Source organism: Bacillota bacterium (assembly GCA_009711825.1).
GTDB lineage: Bacteria > Bacillota > Proteinivoracia > UBA4975 > VEMY01 > VEMY01.
This window is the reverse complement of sequence record VEMY01000036.1, coordinates 16,282-34,231: the sequence shown is the minus strand read 5'-3', so window position 1 is coordinate 34,231 and position 17,950 is coordinate 16,282. Positions and strand designations below refer to the sequence as shown.

The window sequence follows — 17,950 nt, the reverse complement described above, 5'->3', positions numbered from 1 at the left end:
ATGCCACCTCCGCTCTTCTAATAATTATTCTCAAGATCTCAGTTAAATGTCAAGCGAAAAACGGAGATTTACGATTCGCTTACATATGTCAACAACTGCTCGGCAATTTCATCTACATCCAAAGTCGGGGCCAAATTCACGCCCCCAGCCCGCAAGCGGGAAACAAGCTGCACCAAATCCGGCGCCTGCAAACGGCATTTTTCCAAAAGCGATGAGTGCTGGAAAACTTCCGCCGGCGTCCCCTGGGCCACCACATGCCCCTGATGGAGCAAATAAACTGTGTCGGCCAGAAGCGCCACCGGTTCCAATTGATGACTGGTAAATACCAGCGCCGTTCCCAATCGGGCATTGATGCCCCGTAAGAGCGCCACCAATTCCCGCACACCCCAGGGGTCCAACTGGGCAAAGGGCTCATCCAGTATCAAGAGCTCCGGTCGCGGCGCCAGCACCCCCGCCAGGGCCACCTTCTTCAACTCGCCGCCGCTGAGGTAGTGGGGCAGCTTATCCGCCAGGTGTTCAATGCCCAGCATTGCCAGCGCCTCATCTACGCGCTCGTCAGTTTCCGCTTTCGTAAGCCGCAAATGGTTGAGGCCAAAGGCAATATCCTCCCGCACCGTCGGCCCGATGATCTGCTCCGCCGGATTTTGAAACACAACGCCCAGCCGCTTGCGCACCGCCTCAAACTCTTTGTACGGCGAACGGCCAAACACCTGAACTTCCCCCTCAACCGGTTGCAACAGCCCGGTTATGTGTTGGAGCAAAGTGGTCTTTCCGGCGCCGTTGGCGGCAAGAATCGCCACCCGCTCCCCGGGATGGACTTCCATCCGCACGCCGCAGAGGGAGACCTCAGTGCGGTCGGGATAGATATGGCGCAAGCAATTCAGCTTAACTATCGGTTTAGACATATAACCACCACGCTATTAGAAGCGCCGCCAGTGGCAGCAAAGAAATATCAGCCCGCCGCAGACGCCAATCCCGGCTAACTTTTAAACCTGTCCCTAGGCCCCGCAGATTCAAGAGCTGGTATTGGCGCTGGGCCAGGTCAAAGGCCCGGGCAATCATTGCCCCGTAAACCCTAGCCGCGGTCCGCCAGCGAAAGAGCAGCCCGCCGCCGAACCCGCCCCGCAACCGGACCGCCCTGAGCAGCCGGTCCACCGTTTCCCAGAGCAAAAACAACGCCCGGTACGTAAAATACAGAAGTTCGCCAAATATCTTCGGCATGGGTGCCGCCAGCAATCCCAACACTCGCACCGGCGGTGTCGTCAAAAACACCAGCAGAACCGTGAGCGCCGCCGAACCGGCCCGCAGCACCAAGACCAAGCCCAATTGCCAGTCCCCGAGACTGACGGCGAAGATTGACGCAAAGAACATTGGAAACAAAACCAGGGCCAACACAGTTACCAGTGGCAGGCGGTTGACCACCACCACAGCTAATAGCAGCAGCGCTACCCCCAGCAAAAACTCCAGCACCAAGCTACTCAGCACCAAATAAATGGTAAGAGCGGCCAGCAGCGCCTTGGCCGGCAGCGAACAACGCTGTAACCAGCAGTGATGATTGACGGCAATATTGTCCAGAGCGGCAAAATTCATCGACTACACCCCGCCCCGAACACGTTTGATGAAGCGCATCGCCCCCAGGGAAATTAAGAGCTCTAGGGCCAGCCAAATTGCCAAGAGCGGCGCCACAATCTTCAGGAACTGCTCCAGGAAGCCGTGCCCGTGGCCATGGCCGGCGTCTACTTCATGGCCATGATCATGCTCCACCAGGGCCTCCAACTCGATGCCGGCAAGATAGACGACGCCAACCACCAGGGCGGTGGAAACCAGAAGCGCCACCACCACCGAAACGGAGACATTGCGCATCAGCGCCCGGCCTGCGCCCAGGAGGCCAAAGAGCGCCCCTGCCACCAGGGCTTCGCTCCCCACCAGCAGGGTGTTAATCCCCAGGACAGTCCAGCCGCCATGCCCCACAAGCGAGCTGAAGATATTGACGATAAACACAGCCAAGAACCCAAACCAGGGCCCGACCATTATCCCCGCCAGGGCAGCCAAATTCAAATGCAAAGGCAAGCCCAGGGGTATGTTCAGGGCGACCAGCACCACCGCTGCCATCACGGCAACGGTGGGCAGCAGCCGCCGTTGACGCTCCAGAAGAAATAACGACCAAAGTACGATGGTCAGCATCACCAGCAAAGCTCCCAGAGCCAGCCAAGCGGGCAGAACGCCATCGGGTAAATGTAAATGACTCATGAAACATCCTCCTCTTTGCCGCGGCAGCTGCCGCAGATTCCAAAGATTTCAAAGCGATGGTCAAGAACCTGAAAGTTATTCGCTGCCGCCAGCTCGTCAATCAGTTTGCCGGGGCACTGGGAAATTTGAGCCTTGGCCCCGCAGCGCTGGCAGATCATATGATGGTGGTGCTCACCCCGCACCGGCTCGAACCAGGCACGTTCGCTATCATAATTCAGTTTACGCAGCTGCCCCAATTCCACCAACATTTCCAACGTCCGATAGACCGTCGGCATACTGATGCTCTTATCCTCCCGGCGGCAGCGCTCGTAGATGTCCTCGGCGCTCTGTAGGCAGGCGTTCTCGCCAATAGCCATCAGCACCAGTTTCCGCTGCCGGGTCACCCGGTAACCATGGCGATTTAACTTCGCCAACAAACTGTCTATGCCCATTTTTTAACACCTTCTTGAAAATGAATTTCATTTACTATTTCATATTATAGTATATGGGCGGAACTGTCAATTATTCCCCGAACTTTGGTATACTGTAGACAACACACAAACAAGGAGGACGCAAGATGATAATGGAAAAACATTGGCCGACCCTCAAAGAAGAACTAATGGCCATGCTCCGCATCCCCAGCCCCAGCGGCTACACGGCCAAAGTCAATGCCTACATAGAGGCCCAATTGCAGAAGCTAAACGTCCCATATGCCAAGTCCGTCAAAGGCGCAATCACCGCCACCTTGCCCGGCAAAGACAACGAGCGCCAGCGCACCCTCTCGGCCCATATCGATACCCTGGGCGCCATGGTTAAGGAAATCAAGTCTGACGGCAAGCTCAAGCTCACCAACATTGGCGGCCTGGGCTGGGCCAATGTCGAGGGGGAAAATTGCCTGATCCTCACCTCCGGTGGCAAAGAAGTGTCCGGCACCTTGCTCCTGAACAAGGCCTCCTCCCATGTCCACGGCCAGGATACGCTGAAAACTGAACGCAAAGCCGAGACAATGCAGGTGCGCCTGGACGCCGTGGTCAAAAGCGAGCAGGACGCAAGGGACCTGGGTATCGAAGTCGGCGACTTTGTCGTCTTTGATCCCCGGACAACCGAAACCGACACTGGCTTTATCAAGTCCCGGCACTTAGATGACAAGGCCGGGGTGGCCATCATGCTGGCTGTGCTCAAAGAGCTGAAAGAAACCAACACCCAGCTCCCCTATACCACCAATTTCTTCTTTAGCCACTACGAAGAAGTGGGCCATGGCGCCACCGCCGGCCTCCCGGAAAAGACCCATGAGTTCCTCTGCATCGACATGGGCGCCCCCGGCGAAGGCCAGCAGTCCGACGAATTCTCGGTCTCCATCTGCGCCAAAGACTCCTCGGGCCCCTACACCTACGAGTTCAAGGAAAAACTGGTCAAGATGTGCAAAGAACACAATATCCCCTACCAGGTTGATATCTATCCCTACTACGGCTCCGATGCCTCCGGCGCCCTCCGGGCCGGCTACGATTTCACCGCTGCCCTCATCGGCCCCGGCGTCGACGCCTCCCACTCCTATGAGCGCACCCATAAAGACAGCCTGCTGGCCACAGCCGAACTTACCTTGCTCTGGTGTAAAAGCGATTAGGCAAAAAGCCCTTGCTCCGAAGCCTGAACCGGAACAAGGGCTTAATTGTATAAATTATCTGTGTACGCTATAGTGTATCTAAGTTCTCCCAAAGAAATTGCACAAGCTAAATACCTTTTTATATCATTTTGGCAGGAGGTTTATATGAATATCAAAAAGATATTTCCTTTATTCGTTCTGTTGGCACTGGCCTTGTCCGCCTGCTTTACCACCAACAACATCCAATCCAGCCCGACGTTATTAATTGAAGCTTTCATGGAAGCGATGGAGGAAAGCAACCGGGAGCTACTTGCAGAATTGACTAACCGAAACCCGAATCAACTTGATTTGGAAGGCCTTGAAACATTGGATGCTTATGAAATACATAGCGTGACTAATGTCACCAGTACCGAAGCCCACGCCAGCGTTACAATCACCTTCAGTGAAAACAATATTACATACGACCTGCCCTTTGTCTTTCACCTCTATCAAGTAGAAAACCTCTGGTATATCCAAGGCGCCGATATCGATACTGAATGGGACAATTGGAGTTCCGAATAAATGAATCCCCTCGATGAGGGGATTCATTTATTTAATCCTTGATTCGAATCGTTATTGCGTCAGCCTCAATTTGCTCTACCACAGCCCAAATTGTATACGTCTCTCCAGGGCTGAGGTTAAGCGTTCCGGCATTGACATTTGCATGATAAACACCCTGGGGATTGCGTGTAAGCCGCATCTGACCGGAAGCAGTCAGACTATAGCTGCCCATCAACTCCTCCCTATCCGCCGTCCAGACCTGCACCTCCACATTATCCAGATGCAGTACGCTTTCCTGCTCGTCAGTCAGATTGAACCTCACCGGCAAAGTCTGTCTGGGATTAATCACAAATGCGCTCATGTCCCGGAGAAAAGGTGGAAGCTTGATTGGCGGCAGCCACTGTACATAGGGCTGCACGAGAACATCGTAGGTAGACGAATACCCGCCATCAGTGGTGGCCACAGTTATGGCCGTCCTTCCCAACGCAACTGGGGACACAACGCCGTTTTCATCGACCGTTGCCACTGCCGGATTGCTGGACGACCAGGTAACCGGTGTTCCACTGGGTATAAAAGCATTCAGCACGATCGGCTCGTCGCCCAGTTTCAATTCCACCGGTTCGTTAATAACACCCAGCGCGAATACAGAGAAGCCATCTGCTACACCACTGATAGTTTTCGCTGCAGTATCGGGATTGCCGCCCGGGCCAGGATCAATCGGGTCAGTGATATCGACGGCTTCACCATCCCTAAAATGGAATAAGCGTATATTCTCTTGATCCAGCTCATAATCTTGCTCATCATAACTGGCAGTAATCCTAACCTGACCTGAGTAAAGAGCCGACGTGGTAATGTCGAAATACAAGGGCAGGAAACTGACGTTGCTGAATTCGCCTTCTGGCAAAGTGTCATAGACTGTGACTGAAGTGTTGCCGCAGCGGTCTATACTTTCAAAAGTCAGGACCAGGCCGCTTTCTTCGTCTTCAAACTCAATATCAGTCCCCGGCGCAGTGTTCACACTATTGACTGTTATTGTGATTTCCTCACTAACAACGGCACCACTGGCGCTTGCCTCGAACCGGATGCCGGAGTGGATGCCGGTCTGCTCATACTCGGGAATCCAGCTAAATCGCCCAGTGGCAACATCAAAACTGGCGCCCTCGGGAAGGTTGTGAGCGGAATACACTATTTCGCCACCTTCAACCCCGGTGGCTTCCACCGTAAACTCCAGAAGCTGCCCTGCGTCCACCTGCTTGTCCCCAATTGGTTCAACCTGCAAGGGATAATATACCTCCACATTGAGGATGTTGCCGCCGGCATCGTAGGTGTACGTAACAGTCTGACCGGTCTCATACTCAACTTTGATTAAGCGATCTAATTCATCGTAAGTGTACTCAGCTGCATGAGCGGGAGCAATCAAGCAGATTGCTAACAGGGAGATTATTATTAATCTCTTGGAAAGGTTACTCACTATTATCACCTCCACTTAGTCCTCTAGCTTTTAGTGACATCTCAGCGTCAAAGCGTAAAATACCAATATCAGGCATAGTTGATATCTTTTCCAGTATCTTTACCGCTTCATCTAGCCGGTATCCTAAGTCTATAGCTATTCCAGATGCCCATATTTTTACATTTATTTTGCTATCAGTCAGTAAAATATCTAGCATTTCTTCCGCAAGACTAGGGTTCTCTGACATCTTCTTCTTGATTTTGAAGAGTCTATCAGAAGCCTTATTTCCAACTTTATATTTCCCAGAATAGGTCGCTTCCCCATGTATTTCAGCATTTTTAATAAACTCGTTAATTAGCTTATCGACATCTGGTTTTCTCATAATTAACCTCCCACCTTATTTATTGCATAACACCAAAATCCTTCATAATCTTCAGTCCGAATTCCATTTGCTCTTCAAAACTCTTGCCTGCCAACCAATCTCTTACCCTTAAACCGTTTGTAAAATCCCGCTTGGATGAATAGTAAGAACTTATCTTACGATGCACTGGTTTAGGAACTGCAATCACGTTATCGTAATGGTGTATCTGTCTAGGTAAAAAACCTGATTTTGCAATCTGTGACTGTTCTACAATATGGTGATACTGATTACCTTTTCCAGCGGGGCCAAGAGCTTTCTTTACTCTCCTGAAAGAAGAAAATCCACCTGCATCCGGATCATATTTTAACGCCTTGTTATGCACAAACACATCAATCTCGGAAACGAAGTATGTGTGCCAGTCCTTTACCTCGAAGTTGTAGACCTTCACCGGGGTTACAAGGTGTATCCATTCCAGTTCAGTGATTTCAACTATTTCATCGGAGTGCAGTAGCAGCTGATCGCCAACTTCCAGATCTCCTGCCAGCACCCAGCCTTTATCCGCTACCCAGAATGGATGCTCCTCGGTGGTTTCAATCTTCAGTTCGCCGATATAAACATTCAGCAAGACATCCTTGTCATGCACGAATGTATTGACAACCGGCTTCAGACCTTTTTCGCCAGTTTCAGGGTTATAAGAATAGACTTCTTCTCCTACCTGGATTTCATCAATCGGTTTATGACCGTCTTTGGTAAGGATCAGCGTGCCGGCAACAAAGCATGAGCGTGCCGGTAACTCCCCCGCCAAGGAATAGACCGCCTAACCTGGCAAAAAGATTGCCGTAGATACTTGCCGAACTAAACTCAGGACTAAGACCGAAGGGATCCACCATCGTGACGGGATTGCCGCCGGCGTAGGCATAGCGGTTCAGGCTCCTGCCGTCTGAGATATCCCCCATCAACACATCCTGGTTTATAAACCGCTTAATCTCAGGATTGTAGTACCTGGCCCGCATGTAGTAGAGGCCGCTGTTCTCGGTCTGGACCCCGTCTCTACCATTATAGAGGAACGGGGTTTTTGTTGTCCCTTCTTGTTTGACAAGCTCGCCATAGGGGCCGTACTGGAACCGGTCTGTCACTACTCCATCCTGATTGGTGATAGCAGTGGTGCTGCCACGGATGTCGAAGTGGTATGTCCGGTAGGCACCATTGGGCTCCTGGTGGCCAATCAGGCCGATACCATAGACGTAATAGGTTTCATTGCCGCTCGTGCTTTCAACCAGCAACTGACTGAGGTGGGCATGGGGATTGGTGACGTAATCGGTCCGCACCCCGTCTTCAATGGAAGCGATTCTGTTGTTTTCAGCGTCGTAGATATACTCGGTGTCACCGGCCTGAATCAGTCTGTTCCGAGAGTCATAGATATACTCCACCATCTGGCCGTCTAAGGGGCCAAAGGTCATATTGCCGTCGGCATCATATTCTACGTCCTGACCGTCATAGGATACAAGTCGGTTACCTTCATCATAGACCATGGTCAGGCTATTGAGGTCGTATAGCCGGGGTTCTGTTGCCGAAAGCTCTACGGTCACCTTGCCGGAAGCATCGTACGTATAGTCATACTGGTTGATGATATTGCCTACTGAATCGGTGTCCAGCTTCTGAATGATCTGTCCGGCATCATCGTGGGTTATTGTCAGTTCGCTGCCATTGGGTCGGATTGTCTTATTCAGCCGGCCGTTTTTGTCGTACTCGTAAGTGGTGACCCGGTTGTTCCAGTCTGTGACCGTCGTTAAACGGTCGGCGGCATCATACTCATATTCTACCACCTGTCCACCGGGATAGGTAAGAGTTGTCAGGTTGCCAACTTCATCATAAGTATATTCTATCGTATTGCCGTTCACATCGGTAAAGCTTTTCACCCGACCCAGAGCGTCATAGGTGCGAATGATGGTCCCGTTTTCATCGGTTACCGTTAGAATATTGCCATTGGCATCATAGGTATAGGTAACCGTGCCGTCGGGATCAGTAAAGCTGACCAGGCGGCCGGCAGCATCGTACTCGAAAGTTGTCTCCTGGCCACGGCCGTTGGTCATTTCGGTCAAGAGGCTGAGGGCGTTGTAGCCGTAGGTCTTGGTGCTGCCGATTGCAGTGGACTCTTCCACCAAGCGTCCCAGTTCGTCATAGTTAAAGGATTGTTGGTTGCCGTTGGGGTCAGTTATTGTGGCGAGATTGCCATCGGCATCGAAGCTCTGGCTGCTTTCTCCCTCCAAGGGGTCGAGGACAGTTGTAAGCTGGCCGATCTCGTTATAGTGAAGTTTGGTCTTGCGGTTCAGGGCATCAATTATTTCAATCAGCTGACCAAGGCTGTCGTAATCGTAAATGACCACGTTGCCCAGCGCGTCTTCTTCCCGTATCGGCTGGTGTAATGCGTCGTAAGTGGTCTTGGCGACTGGCTTGCCATAGGCGTCTTTTGTCTCAATCAGGTTGCCTGCAGCGTCATATTCCATGGTCAGTGAATTGCCAAGGGCATCTGTTGCCGCAACCAGATTGCCGGCCGCATCGTAGGTGGCGCTGGTGGAATTGCCCCGTGCATCTATAATTTCTATGACCCTGTCCTCTTTATCATAGACATACCGGGTCTTATTGCCAAGGGCATCTGTAACCTCGAGGAGATTGCCGTTGGCGTCATATCCGTATTCGGTGACATTGCCCAAAGCATCCTCCACACTGATGAGGCGTCCCAGACTGTCATAGGTGTAGCTGATTGTATTGCCCAGGGGATCGGTCTCGGTGGCAATATTGCCGGCGCTGTCATAAGTGTATGCAGTTTTGTTTCCTTCGGCATCGACAACCTGGCTCAGGCGCCAGCACGGATCATAGTAATGGGTGCTGGTATTGCCCAGGGCGTCGGTACTGGTATGCAGCTGACCGTTTTTGTAATAGGTGAAGGCTGTAACACCTTCCCCGGGAGCGGTCTCCGTGGCTAGGAGGCCCTCAATGTGGTAAGTGAACTGGGCCTCATTGCCCTGGGCGTCCCGAACAGTAATTACCTGCCCCGCCGGGTCGTACACTGTCTCCGTAACATTCCCCTCAGAGTCGATGGTCTTCAGCAACCGGTCTTCGCCATCGTAAATGTACCTGGTCTTGTTCCCCAGGGCATCAATGGACTCAGTCAGTTGACCGTTGCCGTTATACCTGAATTCTGTTGTATTACCCAACTGATCTGTTTCTGTGCGCTTGTTATAGCGGGCGTCATAAGTGTAGCTTACAGTATTGCCAAGGGGATCGGTTTCCGTCAGGACACTGTTGACGGCATCATAGGTATAACTGCTCGTATTGCCCTCCCGATCAGTAACCGTAAGCAGTCTGCCAATCTCGTCATATTCCATGCTGGTGACATTGCCCAAGAAATCGGTTACGGTTTTAACCAAACCGTCTTCATAGGTGTAGTACATAGTGCCGGAACCCTCAACCGTCTTGGACAAAATCTGCGCATGTTCGTTATAGGTGTACGTGGTCAGCCCCCCGTTGGTTTCCACGGTGGAGACCAGCAAATTCCGCTCATCATAGGTATTAATTACATCATTGCCGTCGGCGTTAGTAAGCGTCAGGACATTGTTGTTATCGTCATAGGTCATTGCTGTCTGGGTGCCTTCAGCATCAGAAACAGTCAGCAGATTGCCCCGCTCATCATATGTGTAAATGGTGGCGTTGCCATTAGCCTCGACCTCGCTGGTCCGGTTGCCCAAGCCGTCATAGGTGAAATGGGTAGTGCGACCCAGTTCATCTTCAATGCGCACAAATTGACCCAGTCGGTTGGTCACATGCTTGCGTGTGTTTCCGTTTCGGTCGGTGATTGTAACCACGGTCCGCCAGAACTCACTGGTTTCATCATAGTCGAACCTGGTTAGTGCGCCAACACCGTCGACCTGGGAGGCAACCCGACCTTTGGAATCATAGGTATTGTCAATAAACCTGACCCCTTCGCCGTCGGTGCCGGTGAGTACCCGACCGTCCTCATCATAGGTGTAGGTGGTGGCGTTACCAAGCGGATCGGTTATCTTGGCCAGACAATTGTTTTCGCTGTAGGCGAAGGTGGTCGACCGGCCGGTGCGGTCAGTGACACGTTCGATTAATCCCTCGTCGCTGTAATGGAGGGTTAAGGTCTGGCCGGAGGCAGGCTCGGCAATCACAAGGGCTGAAGAATCGGGGCGCTCAACAGCGACAGTTCGACCGTTCTTGTCCACCATACCAGACAACTGTCCGCTGGCGTCAAACAGATACTCATTCATACTGTCACAGGTCAGGGTATAGGCGCCATCGTCATGCTTCTTCAGCAGGTAATTTTGTAAGCCATTGACCCAGGTTACATACTCCTGTTCTGTGTCGAGATCGCTCTCGGCTATCCTGAAGGTGCCACCGGCGATTTCTTCGCCATAGATATGACGGGTAGCGTGGTCTTTGGGGAAGAAAATATTATAGTTAGACGGCGACCAATAGACCTTAATTGTCCCGTCGGGCTGTTCCTCCAAGCGTTGCTCAAAATTGTGGCTCCAACCCTTGCCCACGTCCCCCGCTTCCAGCAAAAGCGAGTTATATTCCAGATCCAGGGACAGTTCCGTTGCCCCCAGCACGCTCAAAGCTTCCCGCTCAATAACGAAGGCGCCGGTGGTTGTGTCAACCGGATCGGCCCACATCGCCCTGTTATCCACATAAACTAGTCTGGACTTTGATACGTGACTGGGTATCGTGCGAATGGTTACCGGCACCTCAACATTACTGCCAGTGCGGGTGACATGGAAAGCATTTCGCAACACGTAATAGACTTCGTACGGATCACCCGCGGCCGCAAATCCTGCGGCATAAGTACCGTGAATGCTCTCGCCCGGTGCCAACACGTCAATTTCCACCGAGTCACCGTTTTGGAGATAGGGGAGACGCCAACGGGCATCGGTGGAAGGCAGGACGAAGTTAAATCCACCGCCGCTCCTGCGCACGCTTGTTGAGCCATCGAGATGGGTCACAATCACTTCATGGACAGGATTTGGCTCCATATATGCGCCAAGAGTGGTTTTGAGATTATAGATGGGAATATCCGATTCGTTAGTGACTCTGAACTGGGCGAAATATTGTTCGCCAATATATGCCGCATCCTGAACATCGACGTAAATATGCAGGGCATCGCCGCCCCAGACCCGGAAAGGTTCGCTGGTCTGGAAGTTGGTCTGAACGGAGTCGTTGAAGGGCAACAAAGTCCCGTTGAAATCAACTGCCAAGTCGTAATAACCCTGCTCATCGCCCCGGATCACCCACTTGGCCTCCCGGGATTCCTGACCGGCAATGTCGCCGAAATTGACCTGTCGGGATTGCGCAACTTCGGTGGTGGCCAGAGACAGCCCGGCCGGCAGCTGCAACGTTGCCGAAGAGTCCGCCAACACAAACTGGGGCTCAGCCATATTGGTAAGAACCAATCCCACCTCAAAGAATTCTTTCAGCCAGCTGATTTCCTGAGATACTACCAGATAGGCAATGGTGGGCTGAACATCAGGATGGTCGCTATGGGTTATTACCTTGGGATAGGCTGTCCCATTCCCCCGCCCTTGGCCAGGGGTGTTACCCCCGCCCGTGCCCCGAGGGGTATAAGCAACGGGCTCACCTCCCATAAGAAGGTCACCATGGCCGTTTACGTATACATAGCTTACTGGCAGGGGAGCCTGGGCAAATTCCAGATGTACATCAAACTTATAAACAAACTGATTCTCCGGCGCATTGACATCGATACCCGCTTCCGCGATTTCATCAATGTCCAAACGGCGCACGCTCAAATCGCCTACAACCAGCTCGCCTCTTTCCAGCTGGATTGTGACAGTCGAATTTTGGTATTGCAGGACCGTAGCGTTAATCTCTGCTGGCAGGTAACCGGTTTTATATGCGGAAATGTTGTAGTTTCCGGGTGCCGCCACAATAGTGGCGATGCCGGTGCCATCGGCTGTAAACCGGGGCGGCGTGTTGTCTGGGAAATCCACATATACACTGGCGCCAGAGAGTGGTTCGCCGGTATCGACATCCAGCACACGCACCTCCAGAGTCCCAACTTGTTCTTGGGGCTGGACGGTCACCTGCAGGGTATCAGAATCGCTGTTGCCCGCCGGGTCTGTAACTGTAAGCGATACAGTATAAACTCCTGCTTCGGCGAATATGTGGACAGGCCGCGCTCCTTCTGCAGTGGTGCCATCGCCAAATTCCCAAAGATGGCTGGCAATCCGGTCATTGTCTGTGGAGAGCGTGCCGTCAAACTGGACGGGCATGCCGATAATCGAGACCCGGTCGTCGCCGGCTATCGCAGTGGGCGGATAAATGTCGTTATTCCGTGGGGTGGCCACCGCTTGCTTACTCCGGGAGGAGTTCCCGTATTGGTCGATGACCTCTACCGCATAACTGTAGGCATGGGCAGGATTGAGCATTGAATCGGTGAAAGAGGTATCCGCGGTTACCTGAATTAACCGCTCATCTTCACCATCGCTACTCCGATAAACCTGGAACCGCTCCGGTTCATCCTCGGCGTCATATTCCCAGGAAACTGTGATATTCCAATCCCCGGAAGTTACGGTAACCAGCGGTGCCGCGGGGGGAGTTACCTTTAGCTCATATTCTACAATCCGGGGCTCGCTAATGTTGCCAGCCTGGTCCTCCGCACTATATCTGACGACATATACTCCATCCTCTAGACCGTCGGTATCCCAGATAAAGCTGGCGACATCACTGTACACGTCCACGTATTTGCTGCCAATTGCCAACCATTGGCTAGTATGGTCACACCAATATTCGGCAGTAATCCTGGCCAGCTTATAATTATCCGCTGCCAAGACATGCAATTTAGGATACGCCGGCAGGCCCGTTTCGGTGCCCGGATGGATGCTGACAACCTCAGGTGCCTCTGTATCCGGAGATAATTGGGCAGCGACTGGACCGGCAAGCTCACTCTCATTTCCAGCTGCGTCCACAACGGAAACTTTATAGTAGTATTCTTGTTCAGGCTGGACATCGCGGTCTTGGTACCCCAGGGCGGTCAGGTTGTCCCGCACCACAGTATAAGGACCGTCCGGACTCAGAGCCTTAGAAACCCGGTAGTACTTCAGGTTATTTTCCTGCCCCAAATCCCAGGCCAAAATGATGCTGCCCTCTGTATGTTCTACTCTAAATCCAGCCGGCGCCTGTGGAGGGGTATGATCAAACCTGTATTCCACGTAAGATGCAATGGATGATGTGATACTTACGTTGCCCGCTTCATCAACAGCTACACCACGGACATAGTAGGTTCCGTCTGGATAGCCGGATATGTCGAAATCATAGGTGACTGTCGCCTCCCTGGGCGCTCCGGCAACAGGCAGGGTGACAATATCATCCCAGGTCTCCAGGTCATCTGAAATCTGGAAAGTAAATGATATAACACCGACATCGTCTATAGCTGTACCACGCAGGCTGATTGAGTAGGCATAATACCCGGGTTGCGGACCTAGGTCGGAAATATACGGACGAGTGATATCCGCAGTAGTCGTCACCGCCAGCTCGTCCGAGGGAGTGCCCCGGTTGCCATGCCGGTCATATGCGACTACCCGGAACCAGTAGGTGGTGCTGTGCTCCAAATCAGACACAGTCATTCTCAGCCTGTTATCGGTGGTTCCGATGGCCACAAATTCCCCATCCGGATTACTTTTCCGTTCTACCTGGAAATAGGCAAAATCGTCATCAGAAACATCGTCCCATTGCAACAGGGCACTGACTGTATAGGGAGTGGCCCGTAAGTTTTCCACCTTTTCCGGTCCCTGGGTATCAATATAATAGGTGCGTACGGGTAGGCCATCACTCTCATTACCGGCAGCGTCCCGGGCAATGGCACGAACCTGCACATCTCCCGTCAGTCCTTCGGTAGTCCAGGTAAATACCGCATTATTGGCCGTCTCTATTGTCTCAATGGCAACCCAATCTTCGTGGTCAGAATCATAATACTGTAATGTAATGGCAGCTAATGCCACATTATCCTCTGCCCGCACAGTGATTTGGGCCTGGGCTCCAAAGCTTGTCCCGTCAATCGGAGCGATACCCAATACAACCGGGGGAATTGTATCCGGATCTGCTTGAGCAGAGGCAATATTTGATGAGCTGCCTTCCTGGTCAAACTTATCTACAGCACGAACTTTGTAATAGTATGTTGTTTCAGCCTGGACAGCGCCATCAGTAAAATGGGTAGTGGCGCGGCCGTCCACTTTTTTAAGCAGTGAATATGGACCGGCCTCAGCTTCTGACCTGTAAACATTATAGTAGGAGACAATGGCTTCGCTGGCCATAGACCATGTAAGATTGATGCGGGCACAGTCCGGCTCCGCTCCTAAATTTTCCACGGCTGCAGGCGGTGTGCGATTAACATCGTACATAATATCAATGCTGTCTGAGTTATCTTCAGCATCATAGACAGTATAGCGAAGCAAGTATTCATCGCTAGCTAAGGGTGTTAAATCCCAATTGGTGTAGAAGTAAATTGTGTTGGAGTCCAGGACATAAGGACCGAACACAGCGCTGTCAATCATAGTCCACTCCAGGCCATCGATGGAGAATTCAAAGGTTGCCCTGGAGCCAGCTGCATTTTGGCTGTTGGCAAAATTGACGGTCAGTCGCTCTTGAACCGGGCCACCGATGGTACTACCATGAACAGGTGTGACCCCGGTTATTCTGGGCATCAGGGGAATAGCACTGATAGTCTCGCTGTGCTCTGAAAAATTACCCGCGGCATCAAATGCCCGGACGGAGTAGGTATATACCGTATCCGGGATTAACTCCGAGTCGGTAAAGCTTGTCCCTGAAGCACTGCCAACCGACACGCCGTCACGGAAGATCTCATAACCCTCTACACCGACATTATCTGTTGAGCCTGTCCATGTCAGGGTCACAGATGAACCGGTTTTAGATTCCAATCGGAGGTCGGTCGGCATAGTGGGGGGTTCCCCATCGAATTGAAGCAGGGGGACAGGCAATAGGCGGTTGGTCCTTGTTCCATCACCCAATTGTCCAGAATTATTCTGCCCCCAAACCCAGATAATTCCATCACCCCCCATGGCGAAACTATGCCAGCCACCAGATGCAGCGATGTACTGTATTCCGGATATATTGTGGACCTGAATCGGCGTGGATTTATTTACGGTTGTGCCATCTCCAAGCTGACCCGAATTATTCCGCCCCCAAGAAAGCACAAATCCATCTTCAGTTAATGCCATACTGTGTTCGTACCCTGCTGCAATTGCCGCAATATTTTCAAGGGAATCAATCCTTACTGGACTACTTCTTGTCACTGTTGTTCCATCACCAAGCTGTCCGTAATTGTTAATGCCCCAAGCCCAAACAGTTTGATCCCTTTTTAAGAGAATAAGATAAGCGTTCCCAATTGCAATTGCCTCTATGTCATCGATTACTATCATCTTGACCGGCCTGCGTTGGTTGGTCGTCGAACCATCACCTAATTGCCCATTATTATTCCATCCCCAGGCCCAGCCTGTACCATCTTCCTTTAGTGCGTAACTTCTCCGCATACCAGCAAAAATATTAACAATACCGTCTAAATCTATCACTTGTACAGGAGTCCGCCTGTTTGTTAATGTCCCATCCCCAAGCTGACCGGCGTTATTTAACCCCCAACTCCAAACCGTCCCATCGCTTTTTAAGGCAACGCTATGGTACGAGCCGCAGGAGAGGGCAATTACATCAGTAAGACCTTCCACCTGGATTGGTGTGCGCCTTGTAGTTAAAGTTCCATCCCCCAATTGCCCATTGTTATTTCTTCCCCACGCCCAAACTGTCCCGTCTGCCTTTAATGCGACGCTGTGCTCCTGGCCGCCAGCCACCGCTTTGACATCAGTCAATCCTTCTACCTGAACTGGGTAATCCCGATATGTTACAGTCCCATCACCAAGCTGGCCATAATTATTACGCCCCCATGACCACGCGGTTCCATCATGCTTTATTGCAAGATTATGATAAAATCCGGAAAATATAGAATGCTGAAGGATGGAGTTATCATCCATGCCAGTGGATAAAAATGAATCAACATCGACCGACTCCGTCTCCACTGCTTCGTCATCACCTTGCGTTGTAACATCGTGAGACTCGTCAGCGTCTTGAAACTCCAACACAAGCAAAGGTATTTTTGTCACCTGGTTTTCGGCTACAACTTTAGGCAAACTAAAGTCCTTTGCAGCACTGTAGTCAACGCCCTTTAATACAACACCATGATTATCGGCACCGTTATGCCAACTCTTTACCATTTCGGTAATGTCCCAGGTAAAGTGTGCTAAATCTGGAAGCGATTGTGGATTTATTTCTTCACTCTCGTATTCAGGCAGAACACCTTCAGGTATTTGATTTATGTCCCAACCTTCAAGAACCTGATGCAGACTCATCTGCGTCGGATAATCTACAAATCTTTCGAAAATGCGATGGTTAAAGTTTGCGGAAGTGATTGTCGCTTCAGCATCTAACTCAGGCAATTGAATCCGGCTAAAACTATAAGTTTCAGCTGTTGACAGGCCCACCGCCTGTTCGTCAGAATCCTCAACAGACACGCTCACCATTTCAACATTTTCGGGTCCAGTCAAAGCAGTTTTTGTAGCTTCAATGAATATGGGAAATGCCCGCTCCGGGTCAGCCAGCCAATCTGCATCTGGTAATAATAACAAAGAGTACCCGTTATTTGATTGTTTTAACTCATACTCTACAACATCTATACGTTCTCCGGCAGCATCAATAATCTCTGGTGACTGTAAGGTGAACACTGGGGCAGGCATTTTGTCTTCTGGATCAAAAAATACAATTGAGCCATCCGGTGAACTCTGCGCATTGAGATTTACAACATAGAGGTCAAAGGCCAATTGATTTACTGATTCCTGACTAGCGACAGTTGTCCATGTCTTCAGCCCCTTAGGCTCGACCATATGGGTAACGGTGAGTCCATCAACTATATCTTCATACTCCAACACAGAAACCAACTTACTGTCAGTTTCGTCAAGGTTATAAATAACTGGCTTTATGCTTTGTTTTTCCGCCGCAAGATTCCATGAAATTGCGTAGTTGCCTTTAATAAGCGACCAGAGCTGCTCTGAATATTGGTCTCCAGCAAACTGGACTTGAAAACTATTGCTTTTGTTATGTATCACTGGATTGCCAGATCTATCTTTCGCCTCAATTAAAGTGTTGTCGATATCAAACCAGTCTTCTCCATGCTGATAATGAACAGGAAATGGGTAAATCTCCGCACGATAACTTGATTCATCTTCAGCAAAGTGCTTTACATTTGCTTCCCTTTTATGCACTAGCTCATTGGTCTCAAGGTCTTGCTCAATAGCCTCAGTGTCCTGGTGAACTGTGTTTGTGGCCGAAAAGTCCAGGAAACTCCAGGCCTGTCCAAAAACATTTAATGATGGCTGAAAAACAACAATCAGGCTCAAGATTAGGGCAAGAATTTTTTGCATAATAAAACAACCTCCCCGATGGAATCAGATAAATTTATCGGGCAAGTTGTTCGTACACACAAAACTATGTGTTTATGCTGTAATTAGTTGTAGAGAATAGCCTCGACTGCTAATGTTTCTAGAAGCAAAAATCACCCATTAAAACCCCGCACCCATTAAATTTCATTATTATGAATTATAATATGTTTTCTCTGCTGTTGTCAAACAATTTAAAAAAGCTCCCACGCGCCTAGAGCCGACATTATTAT

General features: G+C 50.9%; 10 protein-coding genes. 2 read left to right on the top strand and 8 right to left on the bottom strand.

All coding sequences use genetic code 11. The features are described from left to right. Window positions 1-68: 68 nt before the first annotated feature. The 4 genes from FH749_11230 to FH749_11215 are packed head-to-tail and all read right to left on the bottom strand — an operon-like array spanning window position 69 to window position 2,681. Complete coding sequence (locus FH749_11230; protein ID MTI96035.1) at window positions 69-905, bottom strand: ATP-binding cassette domain-containing protein; 837 nt, start codon at window positions 903-905, stop codon at window positions 69-71. After that, window positions 898-1,590 (bottom strand): hypothetical protein, encoded by a 693-nt coding sequence (locus FH749_11225; GenBank protein ID MTI96034.1) that lies wholly within the window; start codon window positions 1,588-1,590, stop codon window positions 898-900. The genes FH749_11230 and FH749_11225 overlap by 8 nt, the downstream gene beginning before the upstream one ends. A 3-nt stretch (window positions 1,591-1,593) precedes the next feature. Continuing rightward, a complete protein-coding gene (locus tag FH749_11220) occupies window positions 1,594-2,250 on the bottom strand; it encodes a hypothetical protein (protein MTI96033.1) in 657 nt (218 codons plus the stop codon). After that, on the bottom strand, window positions 2,247-2,681 hold the full coding sequence (locus FH749_11215; protein ID MTI96032.1) for a transcriptional repressor: 435 nt from the start codon (window positions 2,679-2,681) through the stop codon (window positions 2,247-2,249). Before FH749_11215 ends, FH749_11220 begins: the two co-directional genes overlap by 4 nt. 131 nt (window positions 2,682-2,812) lie before the next feature. Here FH749_11215 and FH749_11210 point away from each other — a divergent pair, with 131 nt between their 5' ends. Together FH749_11210 and FH749_11205 are read left to right on the top strand one after the other, a co-directional pair. Further along, window positions 2,813-3,853 (top strand): M42 family metallopeptidase, encoded by a 1,041-nt coding sequence (locus tag FH749_11210; GenBank protein ID MTI96031.1) that lies wholly within the window; start codon window positions 2,813-2,815, stop codon window positions 3,851-3,853. A 144-nt stretch (window positions 3,854-3,997) separates the two neighbouring features. Then, entirely contained in the window at window positions 3,998-4,393 is a 396-nt protein-coding gene (locus tag FH749_11205; protein ID MTI96030.1) for a hypothetical protein, read from the top strand. 31 nt (window positions 4,394-4,424) lie between these two features. Here the strand turns inward: FH749_11205 and FH749_11200 are convergent, their stop codons facing one another. The 4 genes from FH749_11200 to FH749_11185 are packed head-to-tail and all read right to left on the bottom strand — an operon-like array spanning window position 4,425 to window position 17,702. Continuing rightward, entirely contained in the window at window positions 4,425-5,858 is a 1,434-nt protein-coding gene (locus tag FH749_11200) for a hypothetical protein (protein MTI96029.1), read from the bottom strand. Continuing rightward, on the bottom strand, window positions 5,836-6,204 hold the full coding sequence (locus tag FH749_11195; protein ID MTI96028.1) for a hypothetical protein: 369 nt from the start codon (window positions 6,202-6,204) through the stop codon (window positions 5,836-5,838). Before FH749_11195 ends, FH749_11200 begins: the two co-directional genes overlap by 23 nt. A 19-nt stretch (window positions 6,205-6,223) precedes the next feature. Next, window positions 6,224-6,988: a hypothetical protein gene (locus tag FH749_11190; GenBank protein MTI96027.1), complete on the bottom strand. Its 765-nt coding sequence runs from the start codon at window positions 6,986-6,988 to the stop codon at window positions 6,224-6,226. Then, window positions 6,918-17,702, bottom strand: a complete 10,785-nt coding sequence (locus FH749_11185; protein MTI96026.1) for a PKD domain-containing protein — start codon at window positions 17,700-17,702, stop codon at window positions 6,918-6,920. The genes FH749_11190 and FH749_11185 overlap by 71 nt, the downstream gene beginning before the upstream one ends. Window positions 17,703-17,950: the final 248 nt, after the last annotated feature.

Coding starts and splice junctions, on each gene's coding strand:
- FH749_11195 (MTI96028.1), bottom strand. CDS start 6,204: ATGAGAAAACCAGATGTCGATAAGCTAATTAACGAGTTTATTAAAAAT.
- FH749_11205 (MTI96030.1), top strand. CDS start 3,998: ATGAATATCAAAAAGATATTTCCTTTATTCGTTCTGTTGGCACTGGCC.
- FH749_11215 (MTI96032.1), bottom strand. CDS start 2,681: ATGGGCATAGACAGTTTGTTGGCGAAGTTAAATCGCCATGGTTACCGG.
- FH749_11210 (MTI96031.1), top strand. CDS start 2,813: ATGGAAAAACATTGGCCGACCCTCAAAGAAGAACTAATGGCCATGCTC.
- FH749_11185 (MTI96026.1), bottom strand. CDS start 17,702: ATGCAAAAAATTCTTGCCCTAATCTTGAGCCTGATTGTTGTTTTTCAG.
- FH749_11225 (MTI96034.1), bottom strand. CDS start 1,590: ATGAATTTTGCCGCTCTGGACAATATTGCCGTCAATCATCACTGCTGG.
- FH749_11230 (MTI96035.1), bottom strand. CDS start 905: ATGTCTAAACCGATAGTTAAGCTGAATTGCTTGCGCCATATCTATCCC.
- FH749_11220 (MTI96033.1), bottom strand. CDS start 2,250: ATGAGTCATTTACATTTACCCGATGGCGTTCTGCCCGCTTGGCTGGCT.